General features: G+C 67.0%; 21 protein-coding genes and 1 other RNA gene. 12 read left to right on the forward strand and 10 right to left on the reverse strand.

Annotated elements, in window-relative coordinates; translation table 11 throughout:
• Positions 1–90: 90 nt before the first annotated feature.
• On the forward strand, positions 91–309 hold the full coding sequence (locus ACV7JP_RS13415) for a dodecin (protein ID WP_457796171.1): 219 nt from the start codon (positions 91–93) through the stop codon (positions 307–309).
• 51 nt (positions 310–360) lie between these two features.
• Here the strand turns inward: ACV7JP_RS13415 and ACV7JP_RS13420 are convergent, their stop codons facing one another.
• A complete protein-coding gene (locus tag ACV7JP_RS13420) occupies positions 361–738 on the reverse strand; it encodes a hypothetical protein (protein ID WP_457796172.1) in 378 nt (125 codons plus the stop codon).
• Positions 739–974: 236 nt separating this feature from the next.
• Between ACV7JP_RS13420 and rplS the strand changes: the two genes are divergently transcribed.
• The 3 genes from rplS to ACV7JP_RS13435 all read left to right on the forward strand — a co-directional run bounded on the left by rplS (position 975) and on the right by ACV7JP_RS13435 (position 3,446).
• Entirely contained in the window at positions 975–1,358 is a 384-nt protein-coding gene (gene rplS, locus ACV7JP_RS13425; protein WP_457796173.1) for a 50S ribosomal protein L19, read from the forward strand.
• Between the two features lie 75 nt (positions 1,359–1,433).
• A complete protein-coding gene (gene cobT / locus ACV7JP_RS13430) occupies positions 1,434–2,456 on the forward strand; it encodes a nicotinate-nucleotide--dimethylbenzimidazole phosphoribosyltransferase (protein ID WP_457796174.1) in 1,023 nt (340 codons plus the stop codon).
• Between the two features lie 69 nt (positions 2,457–2,525).
• Positions 2,526–3,446: a LysM peptidoglycan-binding domain-containing protein gene (locus ACV7JP_RS13435; RefSeq protein ID WP_457796175.1), complete on the forward strand. Its 921-nt coding sequence runs from the start codon at positions 2,526–2,528 to the stop codon at positions 3,444–3,446.
• Positions 3,447–3,535: 89 nt separating this feature from the next.
• On the opposite strand, the gene ACV7JP_RS13440 is transcribed toward ACV7JP_RS13435, so the two are convergent.
• From ACV7JP_RS13440 to mnmA, 4 genes are all read right to left on the reverse strand, one after another.
• Positions 3,536–4,123, reverse strand: coding sequence for a 5-formyltetrahydrofolate cyclo-ligase (locus ACV7JP_RS13440; protein ID WP_457796176.1), 588 nt, complete (start codon positions 4,121–4,123; stop codon positions 3,536–3,538).
• A gap of 31 nt (positions 4,124–4,154) precedes the next feature.
• A non-coding RNA gene (gene ssrS, locus ACV7JP_RS13445) (6S RNA) lies at positions 4,155–4,309 on the reverse strand.
• A gap of 40 nt (positions 4,310–4,349) precedes the next feature.
• Positions 4,350–5,072, reverse strand: a complete 723-nt coding sequence (locus ACV7JP_RS13450) for a class I SAM-dependent methyltransferase (RefSeq protein ID WP_457796177.1) — start codon at positions 5,070–5,072, stop codon at positions 4,350–4,352.
• The gene (mnmA, locus tag ACV7JP_RS13455; RefSeq protein WP_457796178.1) at positions 5,069–6,310 is read right to left on the reverse strand and encodes a tRNA 2-thiouridine(34) synthase MnmA; all 1,242 of its coding nucleotides are present in this window, start codon (positions 6,308–6,310) and stop codon (positions 5,069–5,071) included. The genes ACV7JP_RS13450 and mnmA overlap by 4 nt, the downstream gene beginning before the upstream one ends.
• A 213-nt stretch (positions 6,311–6,523) precedes the next feature.
• On the opposite strand from mnmA, the gene ACV7JP_RS13460 reads away from it, so the two are divergent.
• Positions 6,524–7,456 carry a ribose-phosphate pyrophosphokinase gene (locus tag ACV7JP_RS13460; RefSeq protein ID WP_457799088.1) on the forward strand — a complete coding sequence of 311 codons (933 nt, stop codon included), beginning with the start codon at positions 6,524–6,526 and terminating at the stop codon, positions 7,454–7,456.
• Between the two features lie 199 nt (positions 7,457–7,655).
• On the opposite strand, the gene ACV7JP_RS13465 is transcribed toward ACV7JP_RS13460, so the two are convergent.
• Positions 7,656–8,528: a hypothetical protein gene (locus ACV7JP_RS13465; RefSeq protein WP_457796180.1), complete on the reverse strand. Its 873-nt coding sequence runs from the start codon at positions 8,526–8,528 to the stop codon at positions 7,656–7,658.
• A gap of 148 nt (positions 8,529–8,676) precedes the next feature.
• Between ACV7JP_RS13465 and ACV7JP_RS13470 the strand changes: the two genes are divergently transcribed.
• Entirely contained in the window at positions 8,677–10,200 is a 1,524-nt protein-coding gene (locus ACV7JP_RS13470) for an acyl-CoA synthetase (RefSeq protein ID WP_457796181.1), read from the forward strand.
• Positions 10,201–10,289: 89 nt separating this feature from the next.
• On the opposite strand, the gene ACV7JP_RS13475 is transcribed toward ACV7JP_RS13470, so the two are convergent.
• Entirely contained in the window at positions 10,290–10,748 is a 459-nt protein-coding gene (locus ACV7JP_RS13475) for an integration host factor subunit alpha (RefSeq protein WP_457796182.1), read from the reverse strand.
• Positions 10,749–10,989: 241 nt separating this feature from the next.
• Here ACV7JP_RS13475 and ACV7JP_RS13480 point away from each other — a divergent pair, with 241 nt between their 5' ends.
• The 3 genes from ACV7JP_RS13480 to ACV7JP_RS13490 are packed head-to-tail and all read left to right on the forward strand — an operon-like array spanning position 10,990 to position 13,476.
• Positions 10,990–11,310, forward strand: coding sequence for a hypothetical protein (locus ACV7JP_RS13480; protein WP_457796183.1), 321 nt, complete (start codon positions 10,990–10,992; stop codon positions 11,308–11,310).
• Positions 11,303–12,988, forward strand: coding sequence for an OmpA family protein (locus ACV7JP_RS13485; protein ID WP_457796184.1), 1,686 nt, complete (start codon positions 11,303–11,305; stop codon positions 12,986–12,988). The genes ACV7JP_RS13480 and ACV7JP_RS13485 overlap by 8 nt, the downstream gene beginning before the upstream one ends.
• A gap of 14 nt (positions 12,989–13,002) precedes the next feature.
• A complete protein-coding gene (locus ACV7JP_RS13490; RefSeq protein WP_457796185.1) occupies positions 13,003–13,476 on the forward strand; it encodes a Rab family GTPase in 474 nt (157 codons plus the stop codon).
• A 38-nt stretch (positions 13,477–13,514) separates the two neighbouring features.
• Here ACV7JP_RS13490 and ACV7JP_RS13495 read toward each other — a convergent pair whose 3' ends face one another.
• On the reverse strand, positions 13,515–14,180 hold the full coding sequence (locus ACV7JP_RS13495) for a response regulator (RefSeq protein WP_457796186.1): 666 nt from the start codon (positions 14,178–14,180) through the stop codon (positions 13,515–13,517).
• A gap of 313 nt (positions 14,181–14,493) precedes the next feature.
• Between ACV7JP_RS13495 and ACV7JP_RS13500 the strand changes: the two genes are divergently transcribed.
• Complete coding sequence (locus ACV7JP_RS13500) at positions 14,494–14,805, forward strand: hypothetical protein (RefSeq protein ID WP_457796187.1); 312 nt, start codon at positions 14,494–14,496, stop codon at positions 14,803–14,805.
• Between the two features lie 171 nt (positions 14,806–14,976).
• On the opposite strand, the gene ACV7JP_RS13505 is transcribed toward ACV7JP_RS13500, so the two are convergent.
• Positions 14,977–15,351: an AprI/Inh family metalloprotease inhibitor gene (locus ACV7JP_RS13505; protein WP_457796188.1), complete on the reverse strand. Its 375-nt coding sequence runs from the start codon at positions 15,349–15,351 to the stop codon at positions 14,977–14,979.
• A 196-nt stretch (positions 15,352–15,547) separates the two neighbouring features.
• Here ACV7JP_RS13505 and hemN point away from each other — a divergent pair, with 196 nt between their 5' ends.
• Together hemN and ACV7JP_RS13515 are read left to right on the forward strand one after the other, a co-directional pair.
• Positions 15,548–16,894 carry an oxygen-independent coproporphyrinogen III oxidase gene (hemN, locus tag ACV7JP_RS13510; RefSeq protein WP_457796189.1) on the forward strand — a complete coding sequence of 449 codons (1,347 nt, stop codon included), beginning with the start codon at positions 15,548–15,550 and terminating at the stop codon, positions 16,892–16,894.
• Positions 16,895–16,925: 31 nt separating this feature from the next.
• Positions 16,926–17,312, forward strand: coding sequence for a hypothetical protein (locus ACV7JP_RS13515; RefSeq protein WP_457796190.1), 387 nt, complete (start codon positions 16,926–16,928; stop codon positions 17,310–17,312).
• Here the strand turns inward: ACV7JP_RS13515 and ACV7JP_RS13520 are convergent.
• Positions 17,302–18,315, reverse strand: coding sequence for a sterol desaturase family protein (locus ACV7JP_RS13520; RefSeq protein ID WP_457796191.1), 1,014 nt, complete (start codon positions 18,313–18,315; stop codon positions 17,302–17,304). The genes ACV7JP_RS13515 and ACV7JP_RS13520 overlap by 11 nt on opposite strands.
• Between the last annotated feature and the right edge of the window lie 34 nt (positions 18,316–18,349).

Genomic DNA, 18,349 nt, shown 5'->3' on the forward strand with positions numbered 1-18,349 from the left:
GTCGGAGTCGCGGCCGCGCCGCTCAAGCCCTGGCGACCGACAGGCGCGCGCCCTAATTTCTCTGCGGGCGTTGAACGATGGGAGCGGCGCATGGAAAACTCCGTTTACAAGATGGTGGAGCTCGTCGGCACCTCGCCTGACAGCATCGAAGGCGCGATCGCCGCGGCGATCCAGCGCGCGGGGCTCACCTTGCGCAATCTCCAATGGTTCGAGGTGACGCAAATTCGCGGGCGCATCGAGAAGGGTAATGTCGAAAGATATCAGGTCGCCTTGAAGGTCGGCTTCACCCACGACCGCGAGGAGGAATAGCGACCGCCTGAAGGGGAGGCCCGGCGCGCCGGCCCTCCGTCTCGCGTCGGCTCAGTGGCCCCGGCCCTTGCCGTCTCCCGCGCCGACATTCGTCCAGAAGCGGGCGCCGGCCGCGATGATCTCCTGCGTGTCGGAAAGCATGCGGCGGGCGTCCTCCGTCGCCATTTCCATATGCTTCACCGTCCAGGTCTGAAATAGATTGGCGGTGTCGGTGAGCGACTTGGCGGAGGTCAGCTTATTGGCGAAATCCGCCGCCATGGACGCCTCGGCCTGCATCCGGTCCAGCCACTTCCGATTGCTGTCCTGCACGCGATCCCAAAACTGGGCTTGCGCTTCCGCGAAGTCCTCGATGCGCTGGCGTCCCTCCGCCATGAATTCCGCGGTCCGCTGTCCGGCTCCCGCTCCTTGGCGCTCCTCTTGCTGGGTCATTTTATGTTCCCTTGCTGAGTTTTATGGCCAGCCGCCCCGGCAGGGCTATATAGGTCGCATTGCGCAGGGGGGCCGCCCCCGGCGGGCGAATTTCTTTGCTTTGCAGCAGGATTTCTGTTGCGCTTGCTCACTCGACAAAGTCCCCGGTCTCCTGTATGGGAGGCGGTCTCAACTAAAACAGCGTTCCGAAACGCTCGTCGGCCGACAGGCTACAGACGAAACGGCTGGAGTTTACAATGAACATCATCGAGCAGCTCGAGGCCGAGCAGGCCGCCCGGCTCATCGAAGGCAAGAAGATTCCCGAATTCCGTCCCGGCGACACGGTCGTCGTGAACGTCAAGGTGAAGGAAGGCGACCGCACCCGCGTGCAGGCCTATGAAGGCGTCGTGATCGCGCGCAATGGCGGCGGCCTCAATGAGAGCTTCACTGTCCGCAAGATTTCCTACGGCGAGGGCGTCGAGCGCGTCTTCCCGATCCATGGGCCTCTGATCGACTCGATCAAGGTCGTCCGCCGCGGCAAGGTTCGCCGCGCCAAGCTCTATTATCTGCGCGACCGCCGCGGCAAGTCGGCTCGCATCGCCGAGCGCGTGGACAACAAGGCCAAGGCGTCGGGCGCGTAATCTTCCGGGAAGCCAATCTTTTTTCGACCGCCCGGCGCCGAGAGGTCCGGGCGGTTTTGTTTTGCGAGCCTGGTCATGCAGCCCGAGATTCGTCCCTTCGAAGAAATCCGCATGCTCTTTGCGAGCCTTCCCGCGCCGAGCCGGGCGGCCGTCGCCGCGGTTCGGGCGCGCGACGCGCAATTGACCAAGCCGCCGGGGGCGCTCGGACGGCTCGAGGAAATCGTCGAATGGCTCGCGGCCTGGCAGGGCGCGCCGCGTCCCGCCGTCGCGCGTCCGCTCGTCGCGGTCTACGCCGCCAATCATGGCGTCGCCGCGCAGGGCGTCTCGGCCTTTCCGGCGAGCGTCACAGAGCAGATGGTGCAGAATTTCTTGAGCGGCGGCGCGGCGATCAATCAGATCTGCAAGGCGCATGACATCGGCCTCAAGGTCTATGAGCTCGCCCTGGAGCGGCCGACGCAAGACTTCACGCAAGGACCCGCGATGGACGAGCGCGAGGCGGCGGCGACCTTCGCCTATGGCTTCGAGGCGATCGAGGGCGGGATCGATCTGCTCGCGCCAGGCGAGATGGGCATTGGCAACACCACGAGCGCCGCCGCCATCTACGCCGCCCTTTACGGCGGGCCGGCGTCCCGTTGGACCGGTCGCGGCACGGGGGTGGACGATGCGGGGCTCGCCCGCAAGAACGCCGCGATCGACGCGGCGCTTACCCTGCACGGCCCGCATCTCTCCGATCCGCTCGAGATCATGCGGCGTCTCGGCGGCCGCGAGATCGCCGCGATGATGGGCGCGATCATGGCGGCGCGGCTCAATGGCGTTCCCGTCGTGCTCGACGGCTTCGTGGCCTGCGCGGCGGCGGCTCTGCTTCACGCCGTCACGCCCGATGCGATCGCGCATTGCGTCGCCGGGCATGTCTCGGCGGAAGGCGCGCATGGGGACGTGCTGGCGCGCCTCGGCAAGAGGCCGCTGCTCGATCTCGGGATGCGGCTGGGCGAGGGGTCCGGCGCTGGTCTCGCCATCGCGATCATCAAGACCGCGCTTGCCTGCCACGGCGATATGGCGACATTCGAAAGCGCCGGAGTCAGCGGCAAGGCTAATTAATTCCCCGCTACAAACGGATGTCACATCCGCATGCTCACGCTCCCTGAACGTAAACTGGAGCCCAGTTAGATGAATCCGGACCTTTTGTCCGCCAATGTCTCTTTGGCCTTTCTGGCCGTCGTCGCCATCGCGATGCTGGCGCATCTCTCGCAGCTCGCCGGCGAGCGTCGCCTTCTCAACGGCCTTTACGCCGCGACGGCCGCGGGTCTCGTCTATCTCTTCGGAAGCAAGGCGCTCGGCTGGAGTTTTCTGCCGCGCGAGGCGCTGTTCGCGCTTTATGCCGGTCTCTTCGTGGTGGTTGCGGGCTTGGCGCTCCTGCGCCGCGGCAAGGACGGAGACATCCCCTGGATCGGCCTGCTGATCGAGCAGGCGGCGATGGCCTATATTTTCGCCCCGCTGAATTATTGGAAGCCGCCGCTCTCCGCTTTGCTGCTTCTCTACTTTCTGCTGGAGCTGTTCAACTGGCTGAAGGGCCGGGAGGAAGCCGTCGCGAACGGCGCGGAGAAGGATCACCGCCCGCCGCTTTTCCCGCCCAAGCGCGTGCGCGGCGCGAGGGAATTCGCCGCCGCCGCCGCCGCCGCCGCGCTGGTCTATGTTTTCGCGATGGGCGTGAACAGGGCGCCGATCGCCGGAGAACCCGAAGCGCAGGCGAAAGTGGAGCAGACATCCGCAGAGCCGAGCGCCGAAGCTGCCGAGCCGAGCGCCGAAGCCGCCGCGCCCGCCGAGAGCCAGAGCGCCGAGGCGCCGGCCGCGACCGAAGAGGCAAAGCCCGCCGAGACCGCTCAGGCCCCGGAGGCGGCGGCTCCCCCGCCGGCTCCGGCGGAGACCTACACGGCCAAGGCCGGCGACACGCTGAAATCGATCGCCAGGAAGCTCTATGGCAAGACGAACAAGCTCGCGGCCCTTTCAAGCGCCAATCCGGGGGTGAAGCCCGCGACCAAGCTGAAAGCGGGACAAATGATCAGGCTGCCGGAGCCGCCAAAGCCGTAAGGCTCGGCGCCGCCGCATCTCGCGCGCGGGGAGGGGCGGCGAAGCAGCCATTCGCCGCCGCGCGCCTCCCGGCGTCGCGGGAGAGAGGATCAGGCCGGAAGGATCAGCTCCCGCTCGGTGAGCAGATAATCCAGTCGCTGGTCGTGCGGCTCGGTCGGGACGCGGTCCGCTTCCTGGCAGGAATAGGCGACGCCGATCGCGGTCAAATTCTTTGTGGGACGCAACTGGGCGAGCGTCGCGTCGTAAATGCCTCCGCCATAGCCGAGCCGGAAGCCCTTCCGGTCGAAGGCCGCGAGCGGGGAGAAGAGAATATCCGGGTCGCGCGCCGTCTTGTCCTCGGCGGGTTCGGAGAGGCCGAAAGGACCCTTCACAAGGCCGTCGCCGGGCGCGAAATCGCGGAAGACGAGTGGTTGCCTCACCTTATGCATCACCGGCAGCACGACTTTGTAGCCCTTGCCTGCGAGCGCGTCGATCAGCGGCCGCGTGTTGAGCTCGCTGCGGATCGGCCAATAGACGGAGATGACGGGCGCCTCCAGCCCCGTCTCGGCCGCAAGAGCCTCGACCAGCGCCAGCCCGCGCCGAGCGATGGCGGCGGCGGCCCCATGGGCCTCCTCATGGGTCACAAGATCACGGCGCGCCAGCGCATGCCGGCGCAGTTCGGTCTTCACATCGGTCATTGAGAGGCGGGCCGGAAAGAAAGATTGAAAGCGCGGGGCCACATGAGCCGTGGGACATCGATCCCGGGAACCTACAACGTAGGTGGGCGCCGTGTGACCGAGCCCACGGGCAAGGCCAGGGACAGCTCCCTTAAGGATCGATAAGGCCCCGGGGAATAAAGTCCTGCACGCACCCCGCAGCGCCGCGCCTACAATCTAGCGCGGCGCGCCGACGAGCGCCAGAGCGTTACGCATATTCCAGCTCGGCCGGCTCCGCCGGGGGCTCGATATCCTGCGCGACGGGCAGCCGCCTGATGCGGCTCATCGTGAACAGCCCGAAGGGCGCGAGCAGCCGGCGCTCGACAAGCTGCATGTCGGGGCGCGCGTCGATCCAGTCGCCGATGATCGCCCAGGGGAATTGCGGGCGCCAGCCGAGCTTGGGCGCGACATGGCGGTCGAGCCAGGCGTCGAGCACGGCGAGCGGGTCGTCCTTCCGGCTCACATGGTTCACGAGAATGATCTCCCCGCCCGGACGCACGACGCGGGCGATCTCGTCAAGCATGGCTTCGGGCTCCGGCACGACCGTCAGCACGAAAGGCGCGCAGACGCAGGCGAAGGAACAATCCGCGAAGGCCATGCGGGTCGCGTCCATCTTGTAGAGGCCGGCGACGTGACGCAGGCGCTCGCGCTCGACGCGCTGGGCCGCCCGCCGCAGCATGGGCTCCGAAAGGTCGACGCCATAGACCTCGGTATGCGGCTCGAACATCGGCAGCTCGAGGCCCGTGCCGACGCCGACGTCGAGAATCGGGCCGTCCGCCTTGGAGGCCGCGGCGGTCAGCGCGCGCCGGCCCGGCTTGAATATCGCCGTGAAGGTGAGATCGTAGATCGGCGCCCAGCGCGCGTAAGCCGCCTCGACGTCGCAATTGTCCAGAGACTCGGCTTCGCGGCTGAAATCTGTCGCTTCACTCATCTCGGCGCCCCTCGCGCGGTTGCGGCGCGCGGCGTCGGCGCCATGACTGGAATGCTCTTTATCGCGGGCTCGACAGCGGCGATGAAACCGCCGCCCAGCACCTGCGCCGTATCGTCGGCTCGGTCGTAAAAGACGCAGGCCTGACCCGGCGACACGCCGAACTCCCCGGCGGCGAAGACGACGGTCGCCTCCTTGCCCTCCCGGGCGATGAGGCGGGCGGGGACGGGCGGTCGGGTCGAGCGGACGCGGGCCATGATGTCGATCCCCTGCGGCGGCAATTCGGAGAACTCGCCAGGACCGATCCAGTTCACATCTCTCAGCGCGACGGCGCGCGTTTCCAGCGCCTCGCGGGGGCCGACCACGACCTGCGCCTTGGCGGCGTCCAGCCGCACCACGAAGAGCGGCTGGGCGTCGCGGCCGACCACCGCCGCGCCGAGGCCCAGGCCGCGCCGCTGCCCGATCGTATAGTGAACGACGCCGGCATGGCGGCCGAGCACGCGCCCGTCGACATGAACGATGTCGCCCGGCACGACCGCTTCGGGGGCGAGGCGCTGGACGACGTCCGTGTAGCGGCCGCTCGGCACGAAGCAGATGTCCTGGCTGTCCGGCTTGTCCGCGACCTCGAGCGAGTAGCGGCGGGCCATCTCCCGCACCTCGGCCTTGGTGAAGTCGCCGAGCGGGAAACGCAGCATTTCGAGCTGCTCGCGCGTGGTGGCGAAAAGGAAATAGCTCTGGTCGCGCGAGGCGTCCCTGGCCCGGAACAAGGCGCGGCCGCCCCGGCCGTCGTCGCGGGACGAAATATAGTGGCCCGTGGCCAGGACATGCGCGCCGAGGTCCTTCGCCGTCTCGAACAGGTCGGCGAATTTGATGAACTGGTTGCAGGCGATGCAGGGGACCGGCGTCTCGCCGCTGGCGTAGGAGGCGGCGAATTCGTCGATCACCTTCTCCTGGAAGCGGCGCTCGTAATCCAGCACGAAATGGGGAATGCCCAATCGCGCCGCCACGGCGCGCGCGTCCTGAATGTCCTGGCCGGCGCAGCAGGCGCCCTTGCGATGGGTCGCCTCGCCATGGTCGTAAAGCTGGAGGGTGACGCCGACGACGTCATATCCCCGTTCTTTCATCAGGGCGGCCACGACGCTCGAATCCACCCCGCCCGACATGGCCACGACGACGCGCGTCTCCCCGGGGGACGCCGGCAGGGTCGGCAGATCGTCCGCAGCGATGGTGCAACGCGTCATTTTCGGGAGGATACGCCTTGGAGTGACACTGGCCGGCCGTCGTCCCTCGGGCGCAAGGACCGGCAAGGTGACATTTAGAGCATTACCTATCCGCGAGGCAATCGCATCTGCGAAAGGAGGGCCCGCCATAACCGCGTCATATTGTTCCTTGGCCGCGCGGCTGCTAAGACGCCGCGGACAGTAGCGGGGTGTGGGGACCGGTCCATGGCGGCGATGAAACTTCTGGCGGGCAACTCGAACCGGGCGCTCGCGGAGGCGATAGCGACGCATCTGAACATTCCGCTGTGCCGCGCCCATGTCCGTCGCTTCGCCGATCAGGAAATCTGGGTCGAGGTTCTCGAGAATGTCCGCGGGCAGGACACTTTCGTGATCCAGTCCACCTCCTTCCCGGCGAACGACCATCTGATGGAGCTTCTGATCATGATCGACGCGCTGCGCCGCGCGTCGGCCCGCCGCATCACGGCGGTGATTCCCTATTTCGGCTACGCCCGCCAGGACCGCAAGCAGGGCCCGCGCACGCCGATTTCGGCCAAGCTCGTCTCCAACCTCATCACCCGCGCCGGGGCCGACCGCGTTCTCACGGTCGATCTTCACGCCGGGCAGGTCCAGGGCTTTTTCGACATCCCGACCGACAATCTCTTCGCCGCCCCGGTCATGGTCGCCGACATCAAGGCCCACCGGCAGTTGAAGAACGCCATGGTCGTCTCGCCCGACGTTGGCGGCGTGGTGCGCGCCCGCGCCCTCGCCAAGCGCATCGACGCGCCGCTCGCCATCGTCGACAAGCGCCGCGAGCGCGCCGGCGAGTCGGAGGTGATGAACATCATCGGCGACGTCGCCGGCCACAACTGCATCCTCGTCGACGACATCGTCGATTCGGGCGGCACGCTCTGCAACGCCGCCGAGGCGCTGCTCGCCGCCGGCGCCGAATCGGTCCACGCCTACATCACCCATGGCGTGCTTTCGGGCGGGGCCTGCGAGCGCATCGCCGCCTCGAAGCTGAAAGAGCTCGTCATCACCGACACGATCCGCGAGACGGACGGCGTGACTGCGGCGCATAACATCCGCGTGATTCCCATCGGCCCGCTGATCGGCGAGGCCATCGCCCGCACGGCGCGCGAGGAGAGCGTGTCGAGCCTGTTCGACTGAGGGGGCGGTCCTCCATGAGGCGCCCCGCAGCGTAAACCCGCCCGCGTCCGTCCGTCATTGCGAGCGAAGCGACGCAATCCAGAGCGTCGTCGCGGCCCTGGATTGCGTCGCTTCGCTCGCAATGAGGCGGAAAACATGAGGAAGAAGTGACGGAAGCCGCTCGTCGACCGGGAGAGTCGGCCGCCCGACCGTCCTGGCTTCAGCCCGCCTGCGCCGCTCTCGGCGGCATCGCGTATTTCTGCACGCTGCCGTCGACGAAGAAGACCTTCTTGAGCAGGAAGACGGCTTTCAGATTCGCCTTGTCTTCCGAGATCAGGCGTCTGCCTTTTTCGTCGAGCTTTCGCGCATCGACATGCTGGTCCCAATGCAGCGCGCCGCCCTCGGCGATCAGCGCGCTCACGGAAATTTTCGAGCTGAAGACGCCATTGTCCTGCTGATCCGTGAGCTTCACCACGCCTTCGAAGGCGCGGATAGGCTTGCCGGCGAGGTTCTCGAAATTGAGCGAGAGCGTCACCCGCTCGCCGTCCTCGGCGCTTTGCGTGATCTCCCTGTCCAGCAGCGCGAAGGCGAGCGGCGCGGGCTGCCGTGGGACGTCGGCTTTCGCGGCTTCCGGCTTGGCGGCTTCGGCCCTGGCGCTTTCGGGCTTTGCGGGTTCCGACTCCGCCTTGGCGAGTTCGGCCTTGGCGAGTTCCGGCTTGGCGGGCGGCGTCGGAATGTCGGCCGGGGGCTTCGGTTCGGCGGCCTTTGACTCTCCCGCCCTCGATTCCGCCGTCCTGGCCCCGCCGCCTTTGAGCAGGCGAGCCAGATCCGCCTTGTCCGCCGCCTTCACCGCGCGGGCCGCTTCGGCGTTTTTCGATTCCGGCGCCGGCTTTGGCGCGGAGGCGGACTTATCGGAGCCGAGCAGCGCGGCGACGTTTTGTTCGACCAAATCGCTTTTCTTGCCGACCACATAGCCGCCGCCCGCGCCGGCGAGGCCGATCGCGACGATCAGCGCGGCGGAGGCGCCTTTCGCCGACGCGCTCCTTGCCGGGGCCGAGGCGCCCCGAGAGGATTGGGATTTCTTCTTCGCCACCGCCGCTCTCCAAAAGAATCGATTTGAGGAAAGTTTGACCGAGAATCTTCATTCCAAAAGCGATGCTTCTTCCTGTGGTTGACGGGGAGTTAAGGCGCGGCGCGGACGCCTCTTGCCCTCGCGCCGCGCGGGCGCCAAAAGCGCGGGCATGACCATCGAGCCCCTCCGCGAACCCGTCCCCGCTTGTTTCAATCTCGCCCGCTATTGCCTGGCGGAAAATGCGCGCTTGCGGCCGGAGATCACGGCGCTCACGGTCGTTGGCGACGGGGGCGCGCAGCGCTGGACGCATGCGGAGCTCGATCTGAAAGTGCGCCGTCTCGCGGCCGGCCTGCGGTCGCTGGGGCTCGCGCCCGGCGCGCGGGTGATGATCCGCATGGGCAACGAGGCCAATGCGGCGCTCGCTTATTTCGCGACCATCGCGGCGGGCTATGTGGCGCTGCTCGCTTCCTCCCAGCTCACTTTCGAGGAAGCGGATTTCCTGCTCAAGGATTGCGGCGCCTCGGCGCTGGCGCTCGGCGCCGCCTTCGAAAGGGAGTCGCATGGGACTCGCGCGATCGTCCTGCGCGGCGCCGATCTGGAGCGCCTCGCCGAAAGCGCGCCGCTGGACGATTACGCCGACACGGGCGCCGACGATCCGGCCTATCTCGTCTATACTTCCGGCACGACGAGCCGGCCCAAGGGCGTGCTCCACGCCCATCGCGCCGCCTGGGGCCGCCGGCCGATGCGCGCGCATTGGACAGGGCTCGGTCCCGGCGACGTCATGCTGCATGCGGGCGCCATCAACTGGACCTATACGCTCGGCGTCGGGATCGTCGATCCGCTATCCGCGGGCGGCTCCGCCGTGCTCTATAACGGCCATCCCGATCCGAATGTCTGGCCGCGGCTGATCGCCGAACATCGCGCCACCGTCTTCGCCGCCGTGCCGGGCGTCTACCGCCAGATCCTGAAATACGCCGCGCCGGAGCAGGCCGATCTGTCGAGCCTGCGGCATGGCCTTTCGGCGGGCGCCGCTCTGCCGCCGGCGCTGCTCGCGGAGTGGAAGGCGCGCACGGGCAAGGAAATTTATGAAGCCTTTGGCATGAGCGAATGCTCCACCTTCATTTCCAGCGGCCCGACGACGCCCGTTCATCCGGGCTCTCCCGGGCGCCCGCAGCCGGGCAGGGTCGTCGCCGCGCTTCCGCAGGAGGGCGGCGAGTCGCCGCTGCCGCCGGGCGAAGCCGGCGTGCTGGCGGTGCGGCGCGACGATCCGGGCCTGATGCTCGGCTACTGGAACCGGCCCGACGAGGAGCGCGAGGCCTTTCGCGGCGAATGGTTCGTCTCGGGCGATCTCGTCGCATTCGACGCCGAAGGCTACATGCATCATCACGGGCGCGCCGACGAGGTGATGAATGCGGGCGGCTATCGCGTGTCGCCCGCCGAAGTGGAAAAATGCCTGCTCGCCTTCGATCACATCGCGGAGGCCGCCGTGGCGGAGCGCCCGGGTCGCGACGCCGATGCGACCATCATCAAGGCCTATGTCGTGATGCGCGACAATGCGCCGCGGGACGAAGAGGCGATCCTCGCGCATTGCCACGCCCATCTCGCCGCCTATAAGCGGCCGCGCGCCGTCGTCTTTCTCGACGCCCTGCCGCGCAACGCCAATGGCAAGCTCAAGCGCTCCGAATTGCCTTGATGAAGCAAGGCGGGCTCGACCGCGCGTCGGGGCAGAGATCTGCGCGGTCGAGCCCTTCACATCCGCTCGCGGGGCAGAGCGAGCGGACGTTACGCTTCGTCCAAGGCCTTCTTGGAGGAGGAGGGATGTTCCCCGGCGCGGGCGCCGGCGTCCTCCCGGCGCTTGGCGGCGCCTTTTGGCTTGCCGCGCTGCGCCTGGGCGCCGCCATTGACGGTCGCCTTCATGTTCGGCGACGCCCTGAAGACGACGACGCGACGCGCCTCGATCGGCACCGGCGCGCCGGTGCGGGGATTGCAGCCGGCGCGCTCATTCTTCTCGCGCACCACGAAGGAGCCGAAATCGTGCAACTTCAGGTTTTCGCCTGAGATGAGCGTCGACACCATTTCGTTGATGACGCAATCGGTCAAGCGCTTGGCCTCGCGACGCGAAATCCCGCCGACGCGCTCGAAGATGGCGAGCGCAATGTCCTGGCGGGTGAGCGTGCCGCGTTGAGCGTCGACGCATGCTTCCGCGCCAATTGATTGGGGCTGTCTATTTTTTTCCGACATTGTTCGAGCGCCTGAAAACTTTCTCTTCCGCGCCCGCTCTGTTCGATAAACATAGAGGGCGCCGGAATATTGCGGGAAATTGCGCGCGCCCCGCCCGTCGCGACAGTGCAGATCGTCACCTGCATCACGTTACTTTCGTCATTGGCTGTCGTTTTCGGACGGTTTGCATGTTAGAAAGCTGATAGGCGTTCAAAAATTAAAGTCTCATGGTCTCGAAAGCGTGGAGTTTGAAGGAAACGGGATGAGCGACGGCGGCCAGGAAGAAAAGCATAAACTAGATGTTACGCCGATCGGCATGATGTTTGATCCGATGGAGCAGATGCGCGAGCTCCTTTTCGGCGCGTCCCGGCGAGAAACTGAAGAAGAACTTTCCCGAATTGATCGGAAGCTTGAGATTCTCCGTCAGGAATTTCTCGCCCGTTTCGACGAGTTGGACGCCCGCCTGCTGGAAATCGCCGGCAACGCCGAAAAGGGCCGGGCGGAGTCTCTCACGGCGATCGGCGGCGCGCTTTCGGAGCTCGGCGAGCGCATCAGGGCCATGGGCGAGAAGCGCGATGACTGACCTGGCGCGGTCCGGGAGCGTGGAGGCCTTCGAGAAGATCAAGGCCCTCCTGCTCGGCGACACTAATCGCCGGCTGGAAGAAACAGCCGAGCGCGTCGGGAAGCTCGACGACCGTGTGGGCGACGAGAAGAAGTTCTCCGTTTCGACGGGCGACGCCCTGGTCGAAGCGCTCAAGCGCGCCGAGGAGAAGCGCCCCAGGGACCTCAGCAACGCGCTGGCCCCGTCCGTCGTCGCGATCATTCGAGCCGAGATCAAGAACTCGAAGGACATGATGGTCGAGGCGCTATACCCGATCATGGGCCGCCTCGTGACCGCCGCCGTGGCGGGCGCCTTCCGCGACCTCGTCGAGGGCCTCAATGCGCGCATCGACGCGCTCGTCTCCGCCAATTCCTGGCGGCTGCGTTTGCGCGCGATGGCGACGGGACGCACCTTGGCCGAGGTGGCGCTCGCCGAGGCCGAGGCGGGCCGTCTCAAGCGCGCGCTGCTCCTCGAGCGCGGGAGCGGGCGCCTCCTCGCCATGTGGCCCGCGAGGGAAGAGGGCGCCGAGGGCGGCAACGCCGATCTCGAGAGCGGCATGATCGCCGCGATCACCGAATTCGCCGCCAATGTATACGCCGACAAGGGCGGCGAGTTGCGCATGCTCGATATTGGATCGGGCAAGGTGTTCCTGCGCGGCTCGCCCCAGGTCATCGTCGCGGGGGAATTCGGCGGCGCCTTGTCGGGCCAGCGGGAAAGGCGGCTCGACGAGGCGTTTCTGTCGATCGTGGAGCTGCATGAGAGAGACGACGGCGCTTGCACGCCCGAGGCCATTGGCGGCCTCTTGAACGGCGCCCTGGCGGAGCCGCCCGCGAAGCCGAAGAGCAAGGCGCCGGTCATGGTCTTCGGCGCCCTGGTGGCCGGTCTCGCCGTCTGGTTCAGTTGGGATCCGGCGCTGCGCGCCTTTCGCGAATGGCGCATCCGCGGCGCCTATGGCGAAGCGATGGCGGCGCATCCCGCGCTGGCGCAATATCCGTTGCGACTCGATGTCGAGCACGATGACGGCCGCGTGGTCCTGCGCGGCCTCGCCGCGAATGAGGCGGAGCCGCAGGCCGTCGTCGACGCCCTCGCACGGATTTCCGATCCCTATCGCGTCGGGAAGGAAGTTCAGATCGTCGCGCTCGCCTCGCAAACCCAACAGGATTTGCGCGCGGGCGAAACGCGCGCCGCCGCGACGCTGCAGGAGGCGCAGGGCCAGATCGAAGCGTTGCGCGAGGAGCTCAAGCAGGCGCGGGCCGCGCTCGACCTCCTGATGGGAGAACATGATTCGTCCCGCGCGAAGCTTCAGCGCATTGTCGAGACTTTCGCCGTGTTCTTCTCGGAGGCCGACACGCTGGTCGATCCGGCGACCACGGCCGCGCGCCTCGATGAAATGGCGGCCTTGCTGAAGGCGAGCGACAGCGGGCTGCGCGTCGTGGGCTATGCGGACGATGTGGGCGCGACGGTTTCCAGCCGATCCGCCTCGCGCAAGCGCGCGGACAAGATCGTCGGCATGCTCGTCGAGCGCGGCGTGCCGCGCAACCGTCTTTCGCTCGTCTCGCGTTCGACGCTCAATCCGATCGCCGATTCGACGCTCGACACGATCCGCAGCCGCCGCGTCTCCTTCGAATTGCCCTATGCGGGGGAGTTCGACGTGCGATGATTTCGGCGAAAGTCATGCTTCTTGGGGACATCGGCGTCGGCAAATCGTCGCTCGCGCGCCGATTCGTCTTCGATTGCTTCGAGAACGACTACAAGACGACGATCGGCGTGGACGTCCTCACCCATGACGTCGCGCTGGGGCCCGAGGCGGAAAACGCGACCCTCCGCTTCGTTTTGTGGGACACGGACGGAGATTTCGGCCTGCGCATCTTCGAGACCGTCTATCTCGCCGGCGCCTCGGCGGCCATCATCGTCGCCGACGCCACGCGGCCGGCGACGCTGGTGAAGATGGCGGGGCTCGTCTCAAACTTCGAGGCGCGTTTTCCCGGCCGTCCCGTCTCCGCCATTCTCAACAAGATCGACCTCGCGCCCGACTTTCGCCTTGAGGCGACGCTGCAAGCGGACATGGCCTATACCAGCGCAAAGACGGGGCAGGGAGTGGAGGAGATGTTTCTTTCCCTTGGGAAAGCGATCTGGCGGCGGGCGTGACGCGCCGGCGCTGAAGGCGCGCGGGGCCGCCTGCCGGATCAGCGCTCGGACAGCGCCCGGATCGCAAGCTCGGTCCGGCTGCGCAAATGCAGCTTGGCGAGAATGGTGGAGACGTGGTTCTTCACCGTGCCTTCCGCGAGGCCCATTTCCTTGGCGATCTCGCGATTGCCCTTGCCGGCCGCGACATGGGCGAGCACGTCCTTCTCGCGCTCGGTGAGCGGCTCCTCGCCCTCGAGGCTCGCGGGCGCCGCAGGCTTGGGGAGCGCCTTGATCCGGCGAAACTCGGCCATGATCTTCGCGGCGACGGCCGGCGAAAGGCGCGGCTCGCCGCCCGCGACGCTTCGGATCGCGTCGAGAATTTCGCTCTCCTCGGCGTCCTTGAGCAGATAGCCCTGCGCGCCGGCCGAAATCGCGTCGAAGACGAGATCGTCCGTATCGAAAGTCGTCAGCATGACGATCCGGGTCTGAGGCGCCTTGGCGAGGATCGCGCGGGTGGCCGCGACGCCGTCCATGCGCGGCATCTTCACGTCCATCAGCACGACATGCGGAGCATAGGCCAGGGCCGCAGCGACCGCCTGTTGACCGTCGGCGACGGCGGCGACGACGTCGATATCCGCTTCGAGCGCCAATAGCGCCGCGAGCGCCTTGCGGATCACCGTCTGATCCTCGACGATCATCAGGCGTATCTTTTCCTGTGGGCCCAAGCGCGTTCTCCCGGCGGCTCCGCGGCACATTAGAGCGCTTCCGGCGGCATTGCGAGCGAAGCGAAGCAATCCAGAGCGTCATTTGCGGCTCCTGGATTGCTTCGTCGCTTTGCTCCTCGCAATGACGGCGAGAGCTGCGTTCAACGTCATTGCAATGACGGCCGCGCGATCTGGCGCAGCTTAAGCTGGACCCAGCGGCGCCGAGAAAGCTGACTGGCGGATGAACGGCGTGGACACGTCCGGTTCAGGGAAGGCGCGCAATGATCCGCCCATGCCGCCGAGTTGGCGGCGGCCTGAGCGAAGGGAGCGTCCGATGCGCCTGAATCTCCGTAACGCCATCGCCGTCGGCGCCGTGGCCGGCGTCCTCGGCGCGGGCCTCGTCTCGCCGGCGGCCGCCGACGGCTGGGGGCGTCGCGGTTGGGGCCATCATGGCGGCTGGGACAATGGCGGCGCGGCCGCCGCCGCGGCGCTCGGCGGCTTCGCGCTCGGCGCGGTGGCGGGCTCGGCCGCGCAACCCGCTTATGGCGGCTATGGCGGCTATGGCGATTGTTATTATGTCGACCGGCCGGTCGCCGACGATTGGGGCAATGTCGTGGCCTATCGCCGGACGCAAATCTGTGAATAGGGCCCGCGAACGATCCCGCCGCGCATCCTCCCGGCGGCCTCCCAGGGTTTCGTAGCGTTCGCGTAGCTCAAGCGTTTCCGCCGTCGCCCTCCCGCCCCTCTCGCGTGGCGGCGGACAGCGAGCCTCCCGGAGCGATCCGGGAGGCTTTTTCGCCGGGTCGCCCCGAACCCGTCAGATCGGCCTGAAGGCGAGAGAGGACTTCGCCTCATTCGGGTCCCGGCGCCAGAAGCCGTTCGAATCCTTTTCGAAATGGGCCTTGTGGCCCTTGCGCGCGACGAGCACGAGCTTGCCGCGGTCGATCGACCAACGCACGGGATCGAAGACGACGATGCCATTGTCGCGACAGGCGGGCGCGAGCTGAGCGCGGCCGCCGCCCAGAAGCGTGAGCATGCAGCCCGTGTCCTTGTCGTCGCGCAAAACGCCGTAGCGGCCCGGCGCGCCATCGCCGACGGCGAGAACCGCGTCGTTCGCCAGGATGAAGGCGAGGGCGGCCGCGACGAGGCCCAGGCGCTGGAATTGCACCGCGCGCGGGGTAGAGGTCAACATCGACGCATGCTCCAAAGAAAGGCGGGAATCGCCGTCAGTCTGCCCTTTTCGGGCGCGCGGGCCAAGGGCGTATACAAGATTCCGCCGTATTTTCCGAAGGCGGGGCGCGGTAATGTGTAGCAGCGGGACCTTTTGCGCATGGCGCGCGCGCGAATTAAGTTCGCGCCAAAGAAGCCGCTATCAGGGAGTCCGCATCATGGACCCGGCCGCACTCGCCCTCGCCGAACGTTCCGCGCCGCGCTACACGAGCTATCCTACCGCGCCGCATTTCTCGAAGGAGATCGGCGACGCGGAAATGCGCGACTGGCTCGCGGCGCTCGATCCGCATGCCTCCCTGTCGCTCTATTTCCATGTCCCTTTCTGCCGGGAAATCTGTTCCTATTGCGGTTGCCACACCAAGGCCGCGCGGCGGGAGGCGCCCCTCACGGCCTATAAGGAGACGCTGCTGCGCGAGATCGAGATGACCGCGCGGGCGACGCGGGCGCGCCGCGTCGCGAGCATCCATTGGGGCGGCGGCACGCCGAGCATTCTGGGGCCGGCGCGTTTCGGCGAGATCGTCGGTCGGGTGCGCGAGCTCTTCGAGGTCGCGCCCGAGACGGAGCATGCGATCGAGCTCGATCCGCGCATCCTCGACGCGCAGATGGTCGAGGCGCTGGCGGGAGCGGGCATAAAGCGCGCCTCCTTCGGCGTGCAGGATTTGAACGCGCATGTGCAGCAGGCCGCCGGCCGCGTGCAGCCATTCGAGATCGTCGAGCGCGCGGTCGCGATGCTGCGCGCCGCAGGCGTCGACGCCATCAATCTCGACCTGATGTATGGCCTGCCGCATCAGAGCGTCGCCGATGTGGAGCGCACCGCGGCCATGGCGGCTTCGCTCGATCCGCAACGGCTCGCGGTTTTCGGCTATGCGCATGTCCCCTGGTTCAAGGCGAATCAGAAGCTCATCGACGCCGCCGCGCTGCCCGGGGCGGCGGAGCGCCTCGCCCAGGCCGCCGCCGTGCGCGCGACTTTGAGCCGCGCCGGCTATGAGGCGATCGGCCTCGATCACTTCGCGCGCCCGGGCGATCCGCTCGCCGTCGCCGCGCGCGAGGGACGGATGCGCCGCAATTTCCAAGGCTATACGATCGACAGCGCAACGGCGCTTCTGCCTTTCGGCGTATCGTCCATCGGCCGCCTGCCGCAGGGCTTTGTCGGCAACGCCACGGATCTCGCGGGCTGGCGCCGCGCGGTCGAGGACGACCGCTTCCCGATCACGCGCGGTCTCGCTTTTTCCATCGAGGATTTGGCGCGGGCGGAGATCATCGAGCGCTTGATGTGCGATTTCGCCGTGGATTTCGGAGACATCGCGGTCGAGCACGGCTTCGCGCGGGGCGCCTTCGACGCCGCGAGGGTCCTGCTCTCCGGTCTCGAACGCGACGGCGTGGTGGAGGTCGCGGGCCGGCGCCTGCGCGTCACCGAGCGGGGCCGGCCCTTTGTTCGCCTTGCCGCCGCGGCGTTCGACGCCTATCTGGAGGCGTCGGCCGCGCGCCATACGGCGGCGGTCTGAGAACCGGGCAGGGGGCTGTCTGGGAGAGCCGATGCCGACGACGGCCTTTTTCGCGAAGTTCATCGGCGCCTATGCGCTTTTCGCGGCCGCCTGGCTGTATTGGCGCCGCGAAGCCGCCCTCGGTCTCGTCGACCGCATCTCCAACGATCCCGTCTTCGAATCGATGATTGGCGTGCTGCGGCTCGTCTTCGGGCTCGCCGTCGTCTCCGCGCATAATCGCTGGGGCGGCTGGCTCGAGGCGCTCGTCTCGGCGCTCGGCTGGATCGGCCTGTTCAGCGGGCTTGCGACCATGTTCCTGCCGACGGGCTTTCTGCGCCGCTCGGTCGAGCGCATGCGCTTCAAGGAGAAGCTGCCGGCCTATGCGGCGTTCTCCGCCCTGCTCGGCGCGGTGCTGCTTGTCGGCGGGCTTACCGCGTGATTTCGACGGATTTCTCGATGGCGATCGGCGCTCGGGGAGCCGGAACCTTCGGGAGCAGCGCGACGGCGGCATTGCGGAAGGGCGATATGAGAAGCTCGGTCACGCTATGCGGATCGACGCCCGGCTCCTCGACGCCGAAGGCGAGACGCGGCGACTCCTTCGCGGGCATGACCAGCGTGCCGAACAGCCAGTCATAGATCGCGAGCGCATTGCCCATATTGCTGCTGTAATGCGCCGGATCGATCGAATGATGGATCTGGTGATGGGCGGGGCTCATCAGCAGGCGGCCGGCCCAGCCCTGCAGCGGGAGCCAGACCTCCGAATGCTGCAAATGCACGAAGGTGAAGAAGAACAGCGCCAGAAAGGCGTTGGCGCCGCCGAGCGAGAAAGCCGCGACATGCGCGCCGAGCGCGAAGGCTGCGACGCCGCAGGAAAGGCCGACGCAGACCGCCACGACATTCGTGAAGATGAGCGAGTCGAGCGGGTGCGCGCGCCACACCGTCCAGGGCGTGAGGCGCTCGGCGGTGTGATGCGTCTTGTGCGTCTCCCACAGGAAGGGGATGCGGTGCTTGAGATAATGGTCGAACCAGTAGCCGAATTCGAAGGCGAGGAAGCCAATTACGGTCATTCCGCCGCGAAGCAGCCATTCCGGCAGGCCGGTCTCAGGGCGGAAGCCGAAACGGTCGACGAGCGCGCCCTGCGTGAAGTCCGCGACCTGGCCCGTCGTCAGGCAGGCCCATCCGATGAGGAGGCCGGTGACGAAGACGTTGAGAAAGAAATAGAAGACGTCCGCCTTGGTCGAGCGGTTGAAGAGGATCCCGCGGGGGAAGAAGGCGCGCATGAGCGCCTTCAGGCGCACATGGCCGCGGCGCGCGCGCTGGCGCCAGGCGAGGAAGCCGAAGCCGATGAAGAAGCCCACGATCAGAGAATAGAGCGAGAAATGCGAGCCGGGGGACAGAAGAACGGGGTGCAGCCTTTCGGCGATGCTGGCTAAGACGCTCATCTTCACCGCTCTTGTCGGATTTTTGACGTTTCGA

Source organism: Methylocystis sp. S23, assembly GCF_054106005.1.

Coding starts and splice junctions, on each gene's coding strand:
- ACV7JP_RS13450 (WP_457796177.1), bottom strand. CDS start 5,072: ATGAGTGAAGCGACAGATTTCAGCCGCGAAGCCGAGTCTCTGGACAAT.
- cobT (WP_457796174.1), top strand. CDS start 1,434: ATGCAGCCCGAGATTCGTCCCTTCGAAGAAATCCGCATGCTCTTTGCG.
- ACV7JP_RS13520 (WP_457796191.1), bottom strand. CDS start 18,315: ATGAGCGTCTTAGCCAGCATCGCCGAAAGGCTGCACCCCGTTCTTCTG.
- ACV7JP_RS13470 (WP_457796181.1), top strand. CDS start 8,677: ATGACCATCGAGCCCCTCCGCGAACCCGTCCCCGCTTGTTTCAATCTC.
- ACV7JP_RS13460 (WP_457799088.1), top strand. CDS start 6,524: ATGAAACTTCTGGCGGGCAACTCGAACCGGGCGCTCGCGGAGGCGATA.
- hemN (WP_457796189.1), top strand. CDS start 15,548: ATGGACCCGGCCGCACTCGCCCTCGCCGAACGTTCCGCGCCGCGCTAC.
- rplS (WP_457796173.1), top strand. CDS start 975: ATGAACATCATCGAGCAGCTCGAGGCCGAGCAGGCCGCCCGGCTCATC.
- ACV7JP_RS13475 (WP_457796182.1), bottom strand. CDS start 10,748: ATGTCGGAAAAAAATAGACAGCCCCAATCAATTGGCGCGGAAGCATGC.
- ACV7JP_RS13490 (WP_457796185.1), top strand. CDS start 13,003: ATGCTTCTTGGGGACATCGGCGTCGGCAAATCGTCGCTCGCGCGCCGA.
- ACV7JP_RS13435 (WP_457796175.1), top strand. CDS start 2,526: ATGAATCCGGACCTTTTGTCCGCCAATGTCTCTTTGGCCTTTCTGGCC.
- ACV7JP_RS13420 (WP_457796172.1), bottom strand. CDS start 738: ATGACCCAGCAAGAGGAGCGCCAAGGAGCGGGAGCCGGACAGCGGACC.
- ACV7JP_RS13500 (WP_457796187.1), top strand. CDS start 14,494: ATGCGCCTGAATCTCCGTAACGCCATCGCCGTCGGCGCCGTGGCCGGC.
- ACV7JP_RS13515 (WP_457796190.1), top strand. CDS start 16,926: ATGCCGACGACGGCCTTTTTCGCGAAGTTCATCGGCGCCTATGCGCTT.
- ACV7JP_RS13415 (WP_457796171.1), top strand. CDS start 91: ATGGAAAACTCCGTTTACAAGATGGTGGAGCTCGTCGGCACCTCGCCT.
- mnmA (WP_457796178.1), bottom strand. CDS start 6,310: ATGACGCGTTGCACCATCGCTGCGGACGATCTGCCGACCCTGCCGGCG.
- ACV7JP_RS13480 (WP_457796183.1), top strand. CDS start 10,990: ATGAGCGACGGCGGCCAGGAAGAAAAGCATAAACTAGATGTTACGCCG.
- ACV7JP_RS13440 (WP_457796176.1), bottom strand. CDS start 4,123: ATGACCGATGTGAAGACCGAACTGCGCCGGCATGCGCTGGCGCGCCGT.
- ACV7JP_RS13485 (WP_457796184.1), top strand. CDS start 11,303: ATGACTGACCTGGCGCGGTCCGGGAGCGTGGAGGCCTTCGAGAAGATC.
- ACV7JP_RS13505 (WP_457796188.1), bottom strand. CDS start 15,351: ATGTTGACCTCTACCCCGCGCGCGGTGCAATTCCAGCGCCTGGGCCTC.